Source organism: Streptomyces sp. XD-27 (assembly GCF_030553055.1).
Classification (GTDB): Bacteria; Actinomycetota; Actinomycetes; order Streptomycetales; family Streptomycetaceae; genus Streptomyces.
The window spans coordinates 2,022,654-2,040,614 of the sequence record NZ_CP130713.1; the positions used below are offsets into that span (position 1 = coordinate 2,022,654).

At 72.0% G+C, this 17,961-nt stretch carries 16 protein-coding genes and 2 pseudogenes; 6 read left to right on the top strand and 12 right to left on the bottom strand.

What is annotated here, in order from left to right; genetic code table 11:
- Positions 1-98: 98 nt before the first annotated feature.
- From Q3Y56_RS33390 to Q3Y56_RS08655, 6 genes and pseudogenes are all read right to left on the bottom strand, one after another.
- Positions 99-1,067 (bottom strand): annotated as a pseudogene (locus tag Q3Y56_RS33390) (bifunctional glutamine-synthetase adenylyltransferase/deadenyltransferase); the annotation flags it as partial.
- A gap of 546 nt (positions 1,068-1,613) precedes the next feature.
- Positions 1,614-3,668: pseudogene (locus Q3Y56_RS33395) on the bottom strand (bifunctional [glutamine synthetase] adenylyltransferase/[glutamine synthetase]-adenylyl-L-tyrosine phosphorylase); the annotation flags it as partial.
- Between the two features lie 166 nt (positions 3,669-3,834).
- On the bottom strand, positions 3,835-5,196 hold the full coding sequence (locus Q3Y56_RS08640; protein ID WP_304461364.1) for a glutamine synthetase family protein: 1,362 nt from the start codon (positions 5,194-5,196) through the stop codon (positions 3,835-3,837).
- A 195-nt stretch (positions 5,197-5,391) separates the two neighbouring features.
- Positions 5,392-6,288, bottom strand: a complete 897-nt coding sequence (locus Q3Y56_RS08645; protein ID WP_304461365.1) for an ABC transporter ATP-binding protein — start codon at positions 6,286-6,288, stop codon at positions 5,392-5,394.
- A 2-nt stretch (positions 6,289-6,290) separates the two neighbouring features.
- Positions 6,291-7,337 (bottom strand): iron chelate uptake ABC transporter family permease subunit, encoded by a 1,047-nt coding sequence (locus tag Q3Y56_RS08650; protein ID WP_304461366.1) that lies wholly within the window; start codon positions 7,335-7,337, stop codon positions 6,291-6,293.
- Complete coding sequence (locus tag Q3Y56_RS08655) at positions 7,334-8,395, bottom strand: iron ABC transporter permease (protein ID WP_304461367.1); 1,062 nt, start codon at positions 8,393-8,395, stop codon at positions 7,334-7,336. Before Q3Y56_RS08655 ends, Q3Y56_RS08650 begins: the two co-directional genes overlap by 4 nt.
- 142 nt (positions 8,396-8,537) lie before the next feature.
- On the opposite strand from Q3Y56_RS08655, the gene Q3Y56_RS08660 reads away from it, so the two are divergent.
- The 4 genes from Q3Y56_RS08660 to Q3Y56_RS08675 all read left to right on the top strand — a co-directional run bounded on the left by Q3Y56_RS08660 (position 8,538) and on the right by Q3Y56_RS08675 (position 13,338).
- Positions 8,538-9,551, top strand: a complete 1,014-nt coding sequence (locus Q3Y56_RS08660) for an ABC transporter substrate-binding protein (protein WP_304461368.1) — start codon at positions 8,538-8,540, stop codon at positions 9,549-9,551.
- 128 nt (positions 9,552-9,679) lie between these two features.
- A complete protein-coding gene (locus tag Q3Y56_RS08665) occupies positions 9,680-11,434 on the top strand; it encodes an NAD+ synthase (RefSeq protein ID WP_304461369.1) in 1,755 nt (584 codons plus the stop codon).
- A gap of 67 nt (positions 11,435-11,501) precedes the next feature.
- The gene (locus tag Q3Y56_RS08670) at positions 11,502-12,374 is read left to right on the top strand and encodes an aminoglycoside phosphotransferase family protein (protein ID WP_304465521.1); all 873 of its coding nucleotides are present in this window, start codon (positions 11,502-11,504) and stop codon (positions 12,372-12,374) included.
- A 163-nt stretch (positions 12,375-12,537) separates the two neighbouring features.
- Positions 12,538-13,338 (top strand): alpha/beta fold hydrolase, encoded by an 801-nt coding sequence (locus tag Q3Y56_RS08675; RefSeq protein ID WP_304461370.1) that lies wholly within the window; start codon positions 12,538-12,540, stop codon positions 13,336-13,338.
- A 4-nt stretch (positions 13,339-13,342) separates the two neighbouring features.
- On the opposite strand, the gene Q3Y56_RS08680 is transcribed toward Q3Y56_RS08675, so the two are convergent.
- Entirely contained in the window at positions 13,343-13,798 is a 456-nt protein-coding gene (locus tag Q3Y56_RS08680) for a cupin domain-containing protein (RefSeq protein ID WP_304461371.1), read from the bottom strand.
- Between the two features lie 283 nt (positions 13,799-14,081).
- Here Q3Y56_RS08680 and Q3Y56_RS08685 point away from each other — a divergent pair, with 283 nt between their 5' ends.
- On the top strand, positions 14,082-14,543 hold the full coding sequence (locus Q3Y56_RS08685) for a nuclear transport factor 2 family protein (RefSeq protein WP_304461372.1): 462 nt from the start codon (positions 14,082-14,084) through the stop codon (positions 14,541-14,543).
- A 144-nt stretch (positions 14,544-14,687) separates the two neighbouring features.
- Here the strand turns inward: Q3Y56_RS08685 and Q3Y56_RS08690 are convergent, their stop codons facing one another.
- Positions 14,688-15,116 carry a hypothetical protein gene (locus Q3Y56_RS08690; RefSeq protein WP_304461373.1) on the bottom strand — a complete coding sequence of 143 codons (429 nt, stop codon included), beginning with the start codon at positions 15,114-15,116 and terminating at the stop codon, positions 14,688-14,690.
- A gap of 125 nt (positions 15,117-15,241) precedes the next feature.
- Positions 15,242-15,568, bottom strand: a complete 327-nt coding sequence (locus Q3Y56_RS08695) for a hypothetical protein (RefSeq protein WP_304461374.1) — start codon at positions 15,566-15,568, stop codon at positions 15,242-15,244.
- On the opposite strand from Q3Y56_RS08695, the gene Q3Y56_RS08700 reads away from it, so the two are divergent.
- A complete protein-coding gene (locus Q3Y56_RS08700; protein ID WP_304461375.1) occupies positions 15,560-16,324 on the top strand; it encodes an IS5 family transposase in 765 nt (254 codons plus the stop codon). The genes Q3Y56_RS08695 and Q3Y56_RS08700 overlap by 9 nt on opposite strands.
- A 33-nt stretch (positions 16,325-16,357) precedes the next feature.
- Here the strand turns inward: Q3Y56_RS08700 and Q3Y56_RS08705 are convergent, their stop codons facing one another.
- From Q3Y56_RS08705 to Q3Y56_RS08715, 3 genes are all read right to left on the bottom strand, one after another.
- Complete coding sequence (locus Q3Y56_RS08705; protein ID WP_304461376.1) at positions 16,358-16,705, bottom strand: VOC family protein; 348 nt, start codon at positions 16,703-16,705, stop codon at positions 16,358-16,360.
- Positions 16,706-16,923: 218 nt separating this feature from the next.
- Positions 16,924-17,097 (bottom strand): hypothetical protein, encoded by a 174-nt coding sequence (locus tag Q3Y56_RS08710; RefSeq protein ID WP_304461377.1) that lies wholly within the window; start codon positions 17,095-17,097, stop codon positions 16,924-16,926.
- Positions 17,098-17,283: 186 nt separating this feature from the next.
- Complete coding sequence (locus Q3Y56_RS08715) at positions 17,284-17,841, bottom strand: hypothetical protein (RefSeq protein ID WP_304461378.1); 558 nt, start codon at positions 17,839-17,841, stop codon at positions 17,284-17,286.
- Between the last annotated feature and the right edge of the window lie 120 nt (positions 17,842-17,961).

Below are 17,961 nucleotides of genomic sequence, written 5' to 3' on the forward strand. Positions count from 1 at the left end.
GCTCCGCCCCTGGAACCCCGGGGTCTGGGGCGGAGCCCCAGTTTCGGGAAGGGGCGGGACAGGGGAAGCCCTCGCACCGGAACACGTCGTGGACCCGCTCAGCCGCCGTAGAAGAGCCGTTCCACCACGGCGCGGGCGCGGCGGGTGATCCTGCGGTAGTCGTCGAGCATCTCGCCGACGTGGCCGGGCTCGTAGCCCAGATACCGGCCGACGGCGGCGAGTTCGCGGCTCCCGACGGGGAAGGTGTCGCCGGGCCGGCCGCGCACCAGCATCACCGCGTTGCGCACCCGGGTGGCCAGCACCCACGCCTCGTCGAGGATCTGCGCGTCCTCCGTGTCGATCAGCCGTGCCGCGTGCGCGGCGGCCAGCGCCTCGCGGGTGCGGGTGGTGCGCAGGCCCGGCTCGGCCCAGCCGTGCCGCATCTGGATCAGCTGGACGGTCCACTCCACGTCGGACAGGCCGCCGCGGCCCAGCTTGGTGTGCAGGGTCGGGTCCGCGCCGCGCGGCAGCCGTTCGCTCTCCATCCGGGCCTTGAGCCGCCGGATCTCCCGGACCGCGTCCTCGCCGAGACCCTCGGCCGGGTAGCGCAGCGGGTCGATGAGTTCGGTGAAGCGGCGGCCGAGTTCCGCGTCGCCCGCGACCGGCTCGGCACGCAGCAGCGCCTGGCTCTCCCAGACCAGCGACCAGCGCCGGTAGTAGGCGGCGTAGCTGCCGAGGGTGCGCACCAGCGGCCCCGACTTGCCCTCCGGGCGCAGGTCGGCGTCGATGTGCAAGGGCGGGTCGACGGTGGGCAGTTGGAGGAGCCGCCGCATCTCGTTGGCGACGGCGAACGCGGCCCGGGACGCCTCCTGCTCGGCGACGCCGTCACGGGGCTCGTGCACGAAGAGCACGTCGGCGTCGGAGCCGTAGCCGAGTTCGTGGCCGCCGAAGCGGCCCATGCCGATGACCGCGAAACGGGTCGGCAGCGTCTCGCCCCAGGCATCGCGCACGGCGGCGCGCAGCGCGCCCGCGAGGGTGGCGGCGTTGATGTCGGACACGGCACCGCCGACGAGGTCGACGGAGGCGCCGAGGTTGTTGTGGGCGGGGTCGGGATCGGCCATGACCGGGACGGCAGCCGTGTGCCGGGCGGCCGCGGCGGGGCCGCCGGGGCCGTCCTGGCCGCCCGGTGAGCCGAGGCGTCCGGCCGGGCCGCGCGAGCCCCCGGCCGCGGCGCCCGGAGCGCCGCCGACCGGTCCTGTGGGCCCGCGGCCTGCCGGGGCGGAACCGGAACCGGGCGCCCCTTGTCCGACACCGCCGAGGCCGCCGCCGCCCCGTCCTGTGCCCTGTCGGCCTGCCGGGGCGGGACCGGAACCGGGCGCGCGGAAGCCTGGGGTGACGCCGCGTGCGGTGCCGCCGGAGCCGCCCTGCGGGCCAGGTCCGCCCGCCGCCATGCCACCACCCGTGCCGCGCACCGTACCGTCGCCGGATACGCCGCGAAGTGAGCCGGGGGCCGCCGTCCCGCCGACCAGGCCGCTCGCGGGCGTGGCCCCCAGGGGGCCGCCCAGCGCGCCGGGCGCGGCCGTGGTCGCGCCGTTGCGGTGCAGACCGCCGCCGCCCGCGTGCCAGCCGTTGCGGTACGCGCCGATGATGTCCGCCGCGGCCGTGCGGAACAGCTCGCGCCGCCGGACGCCGCGGGCCGCCGCCACCGCCTGCTCACCGCCGTCGGCGCGGCCGACCGCCGCGAGGATCTCCTGCTCCAGGGCGGGGCGGCCACGGGGCCTGAGCCCCTCCGGGTCGCCGAGCAGGGCGACCGCTTCGGGGGCGCGCAGCAGCAGGTCCGGGGCGAGCCGTCCGGCGGACAGCACCCGCGCCAGGTTCTCCGCGGCCGCGCCCTCGTCTCGCAGCAGCCGCAGGTACCACGGCGTCCTGCCCAGCGCGTCGGACACCTTACGGAAGTTCAGCAGGCCCGCGTCGGGGTCTGCGGAGTCGGCGAACCAGCCCAGCAGCACGGGCAGCAGCGTACGCTGAATGGCCGCCTTCCGGGTGACTCCTGAGGCAAGCGCCTCGAGATGGCGCAAAGCGCCTGCTGGGTCGGCATAGCCGAGCGCCTCCAGCCGCTGGCCGGCCGCCGCGGCGCTGAGCCGGGCGGCGCCGGGCTCCAGCCGGGCGACGGCGTCCAGGAGCGGCCGGTAGAACAGCTTCTCGTGCAGCCGCCGGACCTCGCGCGCGTGCTGCCGCCACTCCTTGCCCAGCTCGCTGACCGGCTCCGTACGGAAGCCCAACGAGCGGCCCAGGCGGCGCAGTTCGGCCTCGTCCTCGGGGATCAGATGCGTACGCCGCAGCTTGTAGAGCTGGATGCGGTGCTCCATGGAGCGCAGGAAGCGGTACGCCGAGTCGAGTACGGCCGCGTCGGCGCGGCCCACATAGCCGCCGGCCGCCAGCGCGTCGAGGGCGTCGAGGGTGGTGCCGCTGCGCAGGGACGGGTCGGTGCGGCCGTGCACCAGCTGGAGCAGTTGCACGGCGAACTCGACGTCGCGCAGCCCGCCGGGGCCGAGTTTCAGCTCCCGTTCGATCTGGGCGACGGGGATGTTCTCGACGACGCGGCGGCGCATCTGCTGGACGTCGGTGACGAAGTTCTCGCGCTCGGCGGCCTGCCATACCAGAGGTTCCACGGCTTCAACGTAGGCACGCCCCAACTCCGGGTCGCCGGCGACGGGCCGGGCCTTGAGCAAGGCTTGGAACTCCCATGTCTTGGCCCAGCGCTGGTAGTACGCCAGATGGCTGGAGAGGGTCCGCACCAGCGGCCCGTTGCGCCCCTCGGGGCGGAGGTTGGCGTCGACCGGCCAGATGGTGCCCTCGGCGGTGACGTCGGAGCAGATCCGCATCATGCGGGAGGCCAGCCGGGTGGCGGCCTGGAGGGCCTTGGCCTCCTCGCCCTCCCGTCCCCCGTCGTCCGCCGCGGGCTCGGCGACGAAGATGACGTCCACGTCCGATACGTAGTTCAGCTCCCGGCCGCCGCACTTGCCCATGCCGATCACGGCGAGCCGGCAGCGTGCGGCGTCCGCGGGCTGCTCCTCCGCGGCGATCTCCAGGGCGGCCCGGAGCGTCGCCGTGGCGAGGTCGGCCAGCTCGGCGGCCGACTGGACGACGTCGATGGTGCCGCAGACGTCGCGGGCCGCGATGCCCAGCAGCGCGCGGCGGTAGGCGGCGCGCAGCGCGTCGGGGCGCGGGCGGGCCATGCCTGCCGGGCCCCGGACGCCCTCGGCGAGCGCCCGTTCGAACTCCGGCGTGGTGGGGTGCAGGTCCGCCGCCTCGTAGGTGACCAGCGACTGCCAGTCCCCCGGGTGCCGGGCCAGGTGGTCGCCCAGCGCCTCGGACGCGCCGAGCACCCCGAGCAGCCGGTCGCGCAGCGGCTTGGCGGCGACGAGCGTGTCGAGCAGGGCCTGCCGGGAGCCGTCGCGCCCCGTGCCGCCGGCGTCCTCGGGACCGGGCAGCGCCTCCACCAGCCGTACGAGCCCGAGCAGCGCCAGGTCGGGGTCGGCGGTGCCGCCGAGGGCGTCCAGCAGCACCGGGTCGCCGCGCACCCCGGCCAGCTCCGGCAGATCGAGCAGGCGCTCGGCCGCCGCCGGGTCGTTGAACCCGTACCGCAGCAGTCGCCCGAACCGGCTGTCCCGTCGCCCGTGCAGCACGGCGCACCGCCTCCCACTGCCTGCCTCATGATCGCTCGCCTGCGAGCTTAGCCCCGGCGACCCGGCGACGGCCCGGCGGCCGGGGCGGGATCCGCCAGGCGGCCGGGGCGGGACCCGCCAGGCGACCGCCGGGGGATCCGCCAGGCGACCGCCCGGGCCGGATCCGCTACAGCACCGGCAGGCTCTTGCGCAGCTCGAAGGCGGTGACCTCCGACCGGTACTCCTCCCACTCCTGCTTCTTGTTACGAAGGAAGAAGTCGAAGACGTGCTCGCCGAGCGTCTCGGCGACCAGTTCGCTGCGCTCCATCAGGGAGATGGCCTCGCCGAGGTTCTGCGGCAGCGGCTCGATGCCGAGCGAGCGCCGCTCGGCGTCGGACAGGGCCCACACGTCGTCGTCGGCGCCCGCCGGGAGCTCGTAGCCCTCCTCGATGCCCTTGAGGCCGGCCGCCAGCAGCACCGCGTACGCCAGGTAGGGGTTGGCGCCGGAGTCGAGGGAGCGGACCTCGACGCGGGTGGAGCCGGTCTTGCCGGGCTTGTAGAGCGGGACGCGGACCAGCGCGGAGCGGTTGTTGTGGCCCCAGCAGATGTACGAGGGCGCCTCGCCGCCGGCGCCCGCGGTGCGGTTCGCGCCGCCCCAGATGCGCTTGTAGGAGTTGACCCACTGGTTGGTCACGGCGGAGATCTCGGCGGCGTGCCGCAGCAGACCGGCGATGAAGGACCGGCCGACCTTGGACAGCTGGAACTCGGCGCCGGACTCGTAGAACGCGTTCCGGTCGCCCTCGAAGAGGGACAGGTGGGTGTGCATGCCGGAGCCGGGGTACTCCGAGAACGGCTTGGGCATGAAGGTGGCCTGGACGCCCTGCTCCAGCGCCACCTGCTTCATGACCAGCCGGAAGGTCATGATGTTGTCGGCGGTGGAGAGCGCGTCGGCGTACCGCAGGTCGATCTCCTGCTGGCCGGGGGCGCCCTCGTGGTGGGAGAACTCGACCGAGATGCCCATGGATTCGAGCATGGTGATCGCCTGGCGGCGGAAGTCCATGCCGACGTTCTGCGGGGTGTGGTCGAAGTAGCCGGAGGAGTCGGCCGGGACCGGCCGGGTGCCGTCCACCGGCTTGTCCTTGAGCAGGAAGAACTCGATCTCGGGGTGGGTGTAGAAGGTGAACCCGAGGTCGGAGGTCCTGGCGAGGATGCGCTTGAGGACGTAGCGCGGGTCCGCGTAGGACGGGGAGCCGTCGGGCATCAGGATGTCGCAGAACATCCGGGCGGTGCCGGGGGCCTCGGCGCGCCAGGGCAGGATCTGGAAGGTGCTCGGGTCCGGCTTGGCGATCATGTCGGACTCGTAGACGCGGGCGAAGCCCTCGATCGCGGAGCCGTCGAAGCCGATGCCTTCGTCGAAGGCCTGCTCCAGTTCGGCGGGGGCGACCGCCACGGACTTGAGGAAGCCGAGCACGTCGGCGAACCACAGCCGCACGAACCGGATGTCGCGCTCTTCGAGCGTACGGAGCACGAACTCCTGCTGCTTATCCATATCCACCCATCCTCGCAGGTCAGGCCGCCCGTTCCCAGGCCGCGGGGCACATCGGGGGCACCTGAGCATCCCACCACACCGTTACGTGTGCGTTGCGCACACAGGTCGAGACACGGCGCTTGCGCCTCACCTCGTACGGGTGTACCGCTGTGCTGCCCATCTTGCCTGTTGGTGCGTATGTGGTCGACTCCCGGCTCAGCGGGCGGTACGGCGGCCGCCTTCGGGGATGACCAGCGGCGTGCCCGCGACGGGGCACTCGATGACGGCGGCGCGCATGCCGAAAACGTCGTGGACGAGGTCCGGGGTGACGACGTCGGTGGGCGGGCCCGCGGCGGCCACCTCGCCGTCGCGCATGGCGATGAGGTGGTCGGCGTAGCGGCAGGCGAGGTTGAGCTCGTGCAGGACCATCACCACCGTGCGGCCGTCGGCCCGGTTGAGCTCGCTGACCAGCTCCAGGACGTCGACCTGGTGGGCGAGGTCGAGGTAGGTGGTGGGCTCGTCCAGGAGCAGTACGGAGGTGTCCTGGGCCAGCGCCATCGCGATCCACACGCGCTGCCGCTGGCCGCCGGAGAGTTCGTCCAGGCCGCGGTCGGCCAGCGGGGCGGCGCCGGTGGCCTCCAGGGCCGCGTCGACGGCGGCGTCGTCGGTCTGGGACCACTGCCGCCACCAGCGCTGATGCGGGGTGCGGCCGCGGGCGACCAGGTCCCGTACGGTGATCCCGTCCGGCGCCGCGGGGCTCTGCGGCAGCAGGGCGAGCCGGAGGGCGAGGTCGCGGGCGGAGAGCTCGGCGATGTCCCGGCCATCGAGGTGGACGGCGCCGGCGGCGGGCTTGAGGAGGCGGGCCAGGGCGCGCAGCGCGGTGGACTTGCCGCAGGCGTTGGGGCCGACCAGGGCGGTCACCCGGCCCGCGGGGATCTCCAGGTCGAGCCCGTCGGCGACGACGCGGTCGCCGTACGCGAGGCGCAGCCCGGTGCCGCCGAGCGCGGCGCCGGGTGCGCCGGCATCGGCGGTCTTCGCCGCACCGGATACGCCATCCGCAGGGGCCGCGCCCGTCGTCTCGGCCATGTCGGCCATGTCGGCCATGTCGGCCATGGTCAGCCTCCCTTTCCGGCCCGGTTGGCGCGGGCGAGCAGCAGCAGCAGGTAGGGCGCGCCGATGGCGCCGGTGATGATGCCGACCGGCAGCTCGGTCGGGGCGAGGACCTGGCGGGCGGCGAGGTCGGCGAACAGCAGCAGGACGGAGCCGACCATCCCGCTGATGACCAGCGGGATCCCGGCGGTTCCGGCGAGCCAGCGGGCGATCTGCGGGGCGCCCAGGGCGATGAAGGAGATGGGTCCGGCCGCGGCGGTGGCCACGGCGGTCAGGCAGGTGGCCAGGACCAGCAGGGCGATACGGGCCCGGCCCAGCCGGATGCCCAGGCTGAGGGCGGTGTCGTCGTCGAACTGGAGCAGCTGGTAGGACCGCGCCAGGGCGAGGGTGAGCGGGACCAGGAGGAGGAGCGCGTACCCGGCCCAGCGGACGTGGTCGTAGCCGCGCCCGTTGAGGCTGCCGGTGAGCCAGACCAGGGCGCGGGAGGCCTGGTCGATGTCGGCGCGGGCCAGCAGCCAGCGGGTGAGCGCGATCAACGCGCCGTTGGCGGCCAGGCCGACGAGGACGAAGCGGTAGCCGGTGATGGTGCCGCCCCGGTAGGCCAGCAGGTAGATCAGCGTGGCGGTGGCCAGCGCTCCGGCCAGCGCCCCGAAGGGCACCGCTTCGAAGGTGCCGGCGCCGGCCGCGGTGACCCCGCCCAGGACGATCGCGGAGACGGCGCCCGCGCCGGCCCCGGCCGAGATGCCGATGAGGTCGGGGCTGGCCAGCGGGTTGCGGGTGACCGCCTGGTAGATGGCGCCGGCCATCCCGAAGGCGGCCCCGACCATGAGGGCGGTCAGGGCGCGCGGCAGCCGGAGCTGATGGACGATCAGGTCGGCGGAGCCGTCACCGAAGCCGAGGACCGCGCCGAGCACGTCCCGCAGGGGGATGGGGTAGGTGCCGATCGACACCGAGGCGATGAGGGCGGCGAAACCGGCCACCGCGAGCCCGAGGACCGTGAGGGCGACCCTGGGGCGCAGCCGTACGCCGACCGGCCCGAACTCCACTCTCATCGCGTGTGCTCCTTGAGCTTGCCGAGCTTGACCAGCAGGGCGAGGAACGGCGCGCCGACGAGCGCGGTGACCACTCCGGCCTCCAACTCGCCGGGGCGGGCGACCATGCGTCCGACGACGTCGGCGGAGATCAGCAGGACGGCTCCGCCCAGCGCGGAGCAGGGGATGAGCCAGCGCGCGTCCGGCCCGGTGAAGGCCCGTACGACGTGCGGGACGACGAGGCCGACGAAGGTGACGGGGCCGGCGGCGGCGACGGCCGCGCCCGTGAGCAGGATGACCGCGAGCCCGCCGAGCGCCCGGGTGGTGCGGACCCGGGTGCCCAGGCTGCTGGCGAGGTCGTCGCCGAGGGCGAGGGCGTTGAGCCGCCCGCTCAGCCCGAGGGCCAGCAGCAGTCCCACCGCGATGAACGGCAGCAGTTGCCAGGCCAGGTCGGCGTCGCGGCCGGCGAGCGAGCCGACCGCCCAGAAGCGGTACTGGTCCAGGGTGCGGACGTCCAGCATCAGCAGGGTGTTGGTGCAGGCGTCGAGCAGGACGGTGACGGCGGCTCCGGCCAGGGCCAGCTTGGCGGGGGTGGCGCCGCCGTATCCGGTGCCGCCGACCGCGTACGCGAGGAGACCGGCCAGCGCCCCGCCGAGGAAGGCGAACCAGATGTACTGGTACGAGCTGGTCAGCCCGAGCCCGCCGATGCTCGCCGCGACGGCGAAGGAGCCTCCGGCGCTGATGCCGATGAGCCCGGGGTCGCCGAGCGGGTTGCGGGTGATGTCCTGGGCGACCGCGCCCGCCGCGCCCAGGGCCAGTCCGACGAGCAGCCCGAGGAGGGTGCGCGGCATGCGCAGCTCCCGTACGACGACCGCGTCGCCCTCCCGGCTGCCGCCGAGCGCGGCGAACACGTCGGACAGCGGCACGGGCTTGGTGCCGATGGCGAGCGAGGCGCAGCCCGCGGCGGCCAGCAGCGCGAGCAGGACGACCACCACGGTGAGGCGGGTGGAGGTCCGCCGCGCGGGCCGGGCGGTCGCCGTCGGTTCCTGCGCGGCGGCAGGCGCGGGCTTCAAGGACACGCGCACACGTTAAGGCATGCCTAACCTTCGTTTTCGGCCACCCCCTGTGGAACACACCTCCACGCTGTGGAGCTACCCTTACGCAGCCTTTAGACAGGGAAGGCTTACCTAAGCCATCCCCGCTCCCCTTGGAAGGAACACCGTGCTGCACATCGACAGACGCCGCTGGCGTGGCCGAATCGGCGCCCTCGTCCTCACCGCCGCCCTGACCGTCGGCGTCGCCGCCTGCGGCGGCGGTGACTCCGAGAGCAAGGCGTCCGGCCCCTGCTCGTCCTCCGAGGCCGGCTCCGAGTCCGCCGCGGGCTTCCCCAGGACGGTCAAGCACCACAAGGGCAGCACCAAGCTGGAGGCGAAGCCGAAGCGCGTCGTCGCCCTGGACAACAGCCTGGTCGAGGCCGTCGTGGCGCTGGACCGTCCGCTGTGCGGCGGCATCGGCTCGTACCGCGACCAGAAGGGGTTCCCGAAGTACCTCGGCGACGCGGTCAAGGACACCAAGGACGTCGGCCCGCAGGAGAGCCCGAACCTGGAGGCCATCGCGGCGCTCAAGCCCGACCTGATCGTCTCGGCGACGGTGCGCCACGACGACCTGTACGACCGGCTCTCCGAGATCGCGCCGACGGTCTTCGTGGAGACCACCGGCCCGCTGTGGAAGGACAACCTCACCCTGCTCGGCAAGGCGCTCGGCGAGGAGAAGAAGGCCGAGGAGCTGCTGACCGCGTACGAGACGCGGGCGAAGAAGGTCGGCGACGCGATCAACGCCAAGGCGGACAAGCCGGAGGTGTCGATCGTCCGCTTCGTCGACGGCCCCACGCGGATCTACCTGCCGAAGACCTTCAGCGGCATCATCCTGCAGGACATGGGCCTGGCCCGGCCGAAGAACCAGCGTGATCCGAAGGAGTTCAACATCGAGATCAGCGAGGAGCAGATCGGGCAGGCCGACGGCGACGTCATCTTCTACACCACCTTCTCCGGTGGCGAGGAGCGCGAGAAGAAGTTCCTCGGCAACCCGCTGTGGAAGCGCCTCAAGGGCGTGAAGAGCGGCGATGTGCACGAGGTGGACGACGAGACCTGGATGACGTCGGTCTCGGTGCAGGGCGCGCACATCGTGCTGGACGACATGGCCAAGATCTTCAAGGTCGACCCGGCGAAGAAGTAACGACGGGGAACGGCGCGGGCGGGTGCCGGGGACGGGAGTACGAGCCCACCCGGCACCCGCCGCCGTCGTGCCGGCGGGTGTGGTCCAGCCCACGCCTATTGCGTCAGACAGACGATTACACTGGGCGCGTGCCTCATCTTCGCCTCGCGCTGAACCAGATCGACTCGACCGTCGGCGACCTCACCGGGAACGCCGAAACGATCGTCCACTGGACCCGGCACTCCGCCGAGCAGGGCGCCCACCTGGTGGCGTTCCCCGAGATGGCGCTGACCGGCTACCCCGTCGAGGACCTGGCGCTGCGCCCCTCCTTCGTCGAGGCGTCCCGTGCCGCCCTCCGCGCGCTCGCCGCCCGCCTGGCCGACGAGGGCCTCGGCGACCTGCCCGTACTCGTCGGCTACCTCGACCGCGGCGAGCAGGCCCAGCCGCGGTACGGGCAGCCGGCCGGCGCCCCGCAGAACGCCGCCGCCGTACTCCACCGCGGCGAGATCGCCCTCTCCTTCGCCAAGCACCACCTGCCGAACTACGGCGTCTTCGACGAGTTCCGCTACTTCGTGCCCGGCGAGACGCTGCCCGTCATCCGGGTGCGCGGCGTGGACGTGGCGCTGGCGATCTGCGAGGACCTGTGGCAGGAGGGCGGCCGGGTCCCGGCCACCCGCGCCGCCGGGGCCGGTCTGCTGCTGTCGATCAACGCCTCCCCGTACGAGCGCGAGAAGACCGACACCCGCCTGGAGCTGGTCCGCAAGCGCGCCCAGGAGGCCGGTTGCACCCTGGCCTACCTGGCGATGATCGGCGGCCAGGACGAGCTGGTCTTCGACGGCGACTCGATCGTCGTCGACCGCGACGGCGAAGTGATCGCGCGCGCGCCGCAGTTCGCCGAGGGCTGCGTGCTGCTCGACCTGGACCTGCCCGCCGCGGCGGACGAGATCCCCTCGGGCACCGTGGACGACGGCCTGCGCGTCGACCACGTCACGCTCTCCGCCGACCCCCTGCCTCCCTACGAGCCGGAGCTGGCCGGCGGCGAGGCCGAGCGGCTCGGCGACGACGAGGAGGTGTACACCGCGCTGGTCGTGGGCCTGCGCGCCTACGCCGCCAAGAACGGCTTCCGCAGCGTCCTGATCGGCCTGTCCGGCGGCATCGACTCGGCGCTGGTCGCGGCCATCGCGTGCGACGCGCTCGGCGCCCAGCACGTGTACGGCGTGTCGATGCCCTCGCGCTACTCCTCCGAGCACTCCAAGGACGACGCCGCCGAACTGGCGCGCCGCACCGGCCTGAACTTCCGCACCGTCCCCATCGCCCCGATGTTCGACGCGTACATGGGCTCGCTGGGGCTGACCGGTCTGGCCGAGGAGAACCTCCAGTCCCGGCTGCGCGGCACGATGCTGATGGCCCTGTCCAACCAGGAGGGCCACATCGTCCTGGCCCCGGGCAACAAGTCCGAGCTGGCCTGCGGCTATTCGACGCTCTACGGCGACTCGGTCGGCGCGTACGGCCCGATCAAGGACGTGTACAAGACGCAGATCTTCCGCCTCGCGAAGTGGCGCAACCAGGCGGCGCGGGACCGCGGCCAGACCCCGCCGATCCCGGAGAACTCCATCACCAAGCCCCCGAGCGCGGAGCTGCGCCCCGGCCAGGTCGACACCGACTCACTCCCCGACTACGACGTCCTGGACCGGATCCTGGAGCTGTACGTCGACCAGGACCGGGGCCGCGCGGAGATCGTGGCGGCGGGCTTCGAGGAGGAGCTGGTCACGCGGGTGCTGCGGCTGGTGGACACGGCCGAGTACAAGCGCCGCCAGTACCCGCCGGGCACCAAGATCTCGGGTAAGGGCTTCGGCAAGGACCGCCGCCTGCCCATCACCAACCGGTGGCGCGAGCACGCGTGAGCCGCCCCCGCGGGTGATCCGAAACCCCGTGGCCTGTGCTCAGGGGCACTGGCAGGATGCCCGCATGATGCATCCCGACGAGGCGGACATCGGCATATCCCTCGTGCGCCGGTTGCTCGCCGCGCAGTTCCCGCGGTGGGCGGACCTGCCCGTCGCGCCGGTCGGCTCGGTCGGCACGGCCAACGCGATGTACCGGCTCGGCCCGGACATGGTCGTGCGGCTCCCCCGCATCGCGGGGGCCGCCGCCGACGTGGCGAAGGAGCACCGGTGGCTGCCGCGGCTCGCCCCGCCGCTTCCCGTCGCCATCCCCGTGCCGCTGGGCGAGGGCGTGCCCGCCGAGGGCTACCCGTACCCGTGGTCCGTCTACCGCTGGCTGGAGGGCGAGACACCGGCCGCCCACAGCATGGCGGAACCGGGCGCGTTCGCGAGGGGCTTGGCGGAGTTCGTCACCGCGCTGCGCCGGATCGACCCCGCGGACGCGCCTCCCGCGTACCGCAGCGAGCCCTTGGCGGCACGAGACGCCGCGACGCGGGCCGCGCTGGAGAAGCTGCGCGGAGTCGTCGACTCCGGCGCGGCCGCCGCCGCGTGGGAGTCGGCCCTGCGGGCACCCGCGTGGCCCGGCCCGCCCGTCTGGATCCACGCGGACCTGCAACCGGGGAACCTGCTGGCCGCCCGTGGCCGGCTCAGCGCCGTCATCGACTTCGGGTGCGCGGGCGTGGGCGATCCCGCCGTGGACCTGATCGCGGCGTGGTACGTCCTGCCCGCCGACGCGCGCGGCGTCTTCCGGGCCGCCGTGGGGGCCGATGACGCGATGTGGGCGCGAGGCCGCGGCTGGGCGTTGTCGATCGCGCTCATGGAGCTCTCGTACTACCGGGACACGCATCCGGTCATGGCGACCACCGCACGGCATGTCATCGGGGAACTCCTGCGATCAGGGTGACGCGACTCGGTGCGGCCTCGATTCCCCGCGCTTGACTCTCACATCCTCTGACTCTCACATCCTTTGACTCCCACGCCTTGACTCTCACGCCTTGACTCTCACATCGATGTCAGGCCTTAGCGTCCCTCTCGCGGAAGCCCCCGTAACCGAAAGAGAGGCGCGCATGTCCACGTCCACCCCTGCCCTTCCGACCTCCTCGCTCGGCCGCGTCGTCCGTGGTACGGGCCCCGGTCTGCTGCTCGCACACGGCGCGGGCGGGGGCGTCGAGCCCAACTACGGACCGATACTGGCCGGGCTGGCCGAGGGCCGCACCGTGGTCGGGCCCGACTTCCCGGGGACGGGCCGTACCCCGCGGAGGAGCACCCCGCTGACGCTGGACGGGCTGGCCGACGAACTGGTCGCCACCGCCGTGGAGGAGGGCGTGGAGTCGTTCGCGATCGCCGGGTACTCCCTGGGCGCCGCGGTGGCCGTGCGCGCGGCCACCCGCCACCCCGAACGCGTCACGGCCCTCGTCCTCACCGCGGGCTTCGCCCGGCCGAACCCGCGCTTCCTTCTCGCGGTACAGCTGTGGCGGGAGCTCCTCCAGGCAGGCGACGCCGCTCGACTGGCGGCCTTCGCGGCCCTGATCGGCATGGGCGCGCCGGCCCTGGACGCCCTCCCTCAGGACACCCTCGACGCCGCCCTCAAGCAGGCCGCGGCGACCATCCCGCCCGGCACGGCGGACCATCTCGACCTGGTCGAGCGCGTCGACGTACGCGGCGACCTCGCGCAGATCACGGCGCCGACGCTCGTCGTCTCGACGACGCACGACAGCCTGGTCACGCCCTTCCACCACCGGGAACTCGCCGAGGGCATCCCCGGCGCCCGCCTGAGCGAACTGGCCACCGGCCACCTGCCGTTCGCGGAGCGCCAGGAGGAGTGGCTGGCGATGATGCGGGAGTTCCTCGCCGAGGTCGGCCCCTGACCGCTCACGGGGCCGCCGCGTCCGGCTCCTCCGCGAGGACGTGGTACAGCTCGGGAACGGAGACCTTGATCGGCTCCTGCGTGGTCCGTGCGATCACGACGACCACGGGCTCGTCCGGATCGGGGTTCTCCTCGCGGTGCGGGACGAACGGGGGGACCAGCAGGAAGTCGCCGGGACCGGCGGAGATCCGCACCTCCTGTGTGCCGTCGTGGAAGACGAACACGGGGTGGCCGCTGACCACGTAGATCCCCGCCTCCGACGCGCCGTGATGGTGGTTGTCCGTCGCGCTCAGGGGCGGATTCTCCACAAGGCCCATCCAGAGGTTCGTCGAGCCGACCGTGCCGCCGCTGATGGCGGCATGGCCGTCCAACTCACCGGCTCGGACGTGGTGGACGCGGTCGCCCAGCGGCCGGTTGCCGTCGGCGCTCAGCGCGGAACGGGCGCCTTCGTGGGTGGTCATGGTGGTGGCCTCCTGATGGTTGTCGACGGCCTTCGGTCGAGCATCAGACTGCGGCCACAACGACCGGGGCTACAACTCATGTTGCTGTTATGGCAACGCGCCTCCAGGCAAGGCAGCAGCCCCTGCCGAGGTCGGGGGCTGCTTGCCGCTCATTGTGCAGTAGCCGCCTGACCGATCATTCCTGGCGACCCTTCAGAGACAGTCGTGGGACCACCGGTTGCCGAGACATGTCGATGTCTGATCGCCGCCAGCGTGATCTGCCGCGGCTGATCACACTGGCGGCATGACCACTTCACCCACCCTCGACTCGATGACCGTCCTGACCGGCATGTACGCGGCCGAGGCGGAATACCTGGCAGCCGGAGGCCCGGGCCAGGCCCCGTTCGCTCTGCTCGCCCCTTTCTTCGCGCCCGATGTCGTACTGCACCAGGCCGACGCTCTGCCCTATGGCGGAACCTGGCGTGGACACGCGGGCATGGAACGGTTCTTCGTCATGATGAGCCAGGTGTGGGAAACCTTCGACATGGCGGAGCAGGAGTTCCTCGCGACGGGCGAGACCGCGGTGGTCCTCACCCGGGTCCGCGCCCGCGCCCGTGCCACCGGCCGCGAGCTCACGTTCCCGATCCTTCAGACGATCAAGGTCACGGACGGCCGGATCGCCAACGTCCGTCCCTTCTACTGGGACACCGCGGCGATCGCAGACGCCTGCGCGGTACCGCCACGGGCCGCCCAGGACCGGCCGTAAGCACGTGCGCCGCCGACAGCGGGCGACCGGCGGGCCGCTGGGGTCCCGCCGGTCGTGATGGTGCTGGTTCGGCTCCCGCTGTCCGCTGTCCGCTGCTCGCTGTTCGCGGACTACGACGCTGAAGCGAACAGCGGGATCAGGCGATCAGAAGCACTTCGACTTCGTCGGCGCCTTGGGGAAGGCCGTGATCAGCGGCTTGACATCCCCGCCCTCGAATTTGGTCAGCAGCTTGGGAGAGGCGCTGTTGGCATCGAGGATCTCCGCCCGGACTCCGGCGGACTCGGGCAGCTTGGGGTGCTTGCGGTCGAGCCAGTCGGTGACCTGGGTGCCGTCGCCCGCGTCCTTGAAGGACGCGTACGGACCGATGTTGGTGTTGAGCAGCACCGCCACGGTGCCGGCGCCGACCGAAACCTCCTTGCTCACCACACACGTGCCGACCGGCAGCACCGGCCCCTGACCGCCGCCGCCCTTGTCGCCAGGGGTTTCGGCCGCGAAGGCGGAGGCCGGGGCCAGGACGGCTCCGGCGAGGGCCACGGAGGCAACGGCGAAGCGCAGAGCGCTACGACGAGACATGATGGGACTCCTTGGGAAAAGTAAAGATAGTTAGTGAATCGCCCGGAATATGCGTGTGTGTCGGGCTGTCCTAGGAGATGAACGCCGGATCGTTTGAGTTCCCGCGCTTGCCGGGGATGACTGATTCACGGCGGCTTGGCCGAAACAGACGGGGCGGTCTGAGCTGGTTCCTCGGGCTCGGGTTCGGGTTCGGGCTCGGGTTCGGCGGCGTGGTTGGCGGGAACAGGCTCGACCCGCCAGTGCTTGTGCGTGGTGACCAGGAACTGCCGGTGCGTCGGGTTGTCCCGCGTGTGCGCGATCGCCCACACGCCGACAGGGCGTGTGTCGTCGTCGACCAGGCCGGACTCTTCCGCGCAGGTGAGGCACTGGGCGCCGTAGATCCCCCGTGGTGCGCCCTCAGCGGTCTCGGGGCTCAGCATCCACTCAGCGCCCTTGATGAGGGTGTGGTCCACCGCGGCGCTCCTCGGCTCGTAGCAGCAATTCCGCCTCCGACACCAGCGACTTGCGTTCGGTGTGGTCCACCAAGCGCGTCCACAGGTACGCCTGGTCGGCGTCTACCCCCGCCCAGCCGCTGCCGACCTGGACCACGACCCCCTCGAACGGTTCCGGCCGGTCCCAGCGGCGCCGTTCTGGCTCCACATACGAGATGCCGCGTACGCGGTCGCCGATCCGGAACGGGGGGCCTGCAGGTAGAACCGCCCGGCGGTATCGGAGTCGAGCCGGGCGATCACGGGCTCGGACGCTCGCGTGGCGGCCTGACCACCAAGCTGCACCTGGCCGTCGAGCAGGGTCAGAAGCCGATGTCGATCGTGATCACGGCTGGCCACCGCGGGGACTCCCCGCAGTTCGAGCCCGTGCTGGAGAGGATTCGAGTGCGTCGCATCGAACCTGGCAGGCCGCGCACCCGGCCGGACCGGGTGCGGGCTGACAAGGCGTACGCCTCCCGCAAGAACCGCGCCTACCTGCGACGACGTGGGGTCCGCTGTACCGTCCCAGACAAGGCCGACCAGGCTCGCAATCGAATGAAGCTCGGCGCCCGCGGCGGCCGTCCGCCGAAGTTCGACAAGATCGACTACCGCCAGCGGCACGCGGTGGAGTGCGTCATCGCCCGCCTCAAGAGGCACCGAGCAGTGGCCACACGCTACGAGAAACTCGCCGTCCGCTACGAAGCTACCGCCCTGGTCGCGGCCATCAACGAGTGGCTGTGACCAGCACCTTCACCAGGGGTGCGGGAGAGGCCGTCAGCGGTGGCCCAGGACGTTGACCACCCGTCCGCTGGGGTCACGGACGAAGAACCGCCGCACGCCCCACTCCTCGTCCTGCAAGGGGTGAATGATTTCCGCACCGTTCTCCCGCATGACCGCATAGGCCGCATCCACGTCGTCCACCTCGACGCTCATATCGGGGGTAACAGGCGCGGTCTTGTCGCTGGTCATGATGCTGATCTGCGCTGCCGGGCTGGACGGGGAGGCGAGCGTCATGATCCAGCCGTGGTTCATGACCTCCTCGAAACCCAGCAGGCCATAGAACTCCCGGCTCCCCTGCGCGGCCTCCGACTGGATGTTGGGCACGACACGGCGAACGGCCATCGACGACTCCAAGTGAGAACAAACGCGTCTCTATGTCTCCCCAGGTGTACTACGGCACGTCCGTCGCCGCACACACCTTCGCAACACGCCCTGGTGCGGCACCCCGTGACCTTGACTCTGAGGGCTGCGTCGGACGGCGCGATCGCACTGGCTGGTTGGGCGCGAGGTGCCGCACTGGCGTCTGAGCCGGTCAGGTGCCTCCCCACAGGCGGCCGGATCTAGGTCGTGGTGATGGTGATGTCGCCGCTACCGGGAGGGAAGCCCAGTCGGGTCAGGTCGTCGATGGTCATCTCCTTCCAGACATCCTGGTCGAAGAGCAACCGCTCCACTTCCCTGCGACTCAGCTTGGCCGACTCGACAGGGTCTCTCAGCAGCGCGACGGTTTGCGCCACCTGGCGTCGATGCCGCTTGCTCCGCATGTCCTGGCCTCCTGTGTGTCGGCTTCCCCGACATCGATCAGTCGTGGACGGTGCCGCAGGGCTTACCCGCGATGTTGGCCCAGGTATTGCACAGCTTGGTCTGGTCAGGGAAGCGCATAGGCATGTTGACGGCCCTGGGAGGGGCGGGCTCACACCCCGTCAGTCGTCGTCCTCGTCCTCTTGATCCATCTGGCGGAACTCCTCGTACACCGCCGTCCCCGGCCCCGCCACATGCACCTCGGAGTCCGACCAGTCGAAGGCGTGGAATTCGCGGAAGAACAAGTTGGCGATGCTGTCGTTGATTTCGATGCCGGCCACCTGCAGGGCCGGAACACGGAACGGCTTCTCGCGCGGCCAGGGCTCATCGCCCGCGTCGTCCACATGGATGTCGATGCCGAGCAGCGGCAGATCGTCGGAGGCGAAGGTCTCCGCGTCGGCCAGATAGAGGTGATCGTACGGCAGGTCGTGGCCGGTGCCGGGGGCGGCGGCGAGCACCGTCTCGGGCAGCAGGCCCCGGTACTTCTCCTTGTCGATCGGGGTGACATACGAGATGGCCCGGTCGTAGTCGCAGACGTCCTGCGAGCCCTCCTCCAAGGTGACGGGCATCTCCAGGGCCTGCAGCAGGCGAGCCCAACCGGCGGGGTCGGTGAAGTCGGTCCGGAGAACGGGAGCGGCGTCCATGCGGGGCAGACGTATCGGTCGGCGGTCGTGATTCATGCCGTGGACCCTAGTGCCGGGCACTGACACCGTTCGCTCGCCCCGCACGGCTCGCGACCCATCGGGCAGGTCCTGGACCTCAGAGGCAGGAAGGGAGGGGTCGGCCGGTACGCCACGGCC

Coding starts and splice junctions, on each gene's coding strand:
- Q3Y56_RS08640 (WP_304461364.1), bottom strand. CDS start 5,196: ATGGATAAGCAGCAGGAGTTCGTGCTCCGTACGCTCGAAGAGCGCGAC.
- Q3Y56_RS08645 (WP_304461365.1), bottom strand. CDS start 6,288: ATGGCCGACATGGCCGACATGGCCGACATGGCCGAGACGACGGGCGCG.
- Q3Y56_RS08650 (WP_304461366.1), bottom strand. CDS start 7,337: ATGAGAGTGGAGTTCGGGCCGGTCGGCGTACGGCTGCGCCCCAGGGTC.
- Q3Y56_RS08670 (WP_304465521.1), top strand. CDS start 11,502: ATGCATCCCGACGAGGCGGACATCGGCATATCCCTCGTGCGCCGGTTG.
- Q3Y56_RS08675 (WP_304461370.1), top strand. CDS start 12,538: ATGTCCACGTCCACCCCTGCCCTTCCGACCTCCTCGCTCGGCCGCGTC.
- Q3Y56_RS08680 (WP_304461371.1), bottom strand. CDS start 13,798: ATGACCACCCACGAAGGCGCCCGTTCCGCGCTGAGCGCCGACGGCAAC.
- Q3Y56_RS08685 (WP_304461372.1), top strand. CDS start 14,082: ATGACCACTTCACCCACCCTCGACTCGATGACCGTCCTGACCGGCATG.
- Q3Y56_RS08690 (WP_304461373.1), bottom strand. CDS start 15,116: ATGTCTCGTCGTAGCGCTCTGCGCTTCGCCGTTGCCTCCGTGGCCCTC.
- Q3Y56_RS08705 (WP_304461376.1), bottom strand. CDS start 16,705: ATGGCCGTTCGCCGTGTCGTGCCCAACATCCAGTCGGAGGCCGCGCAG.
- Q3Y56_RS08715 (WP_304461378.1), bottom strand. CDS start 17,841: ATGAATCACGACCGCCGACCGATACGTCTGCCCCGCATGGACGCCGCT.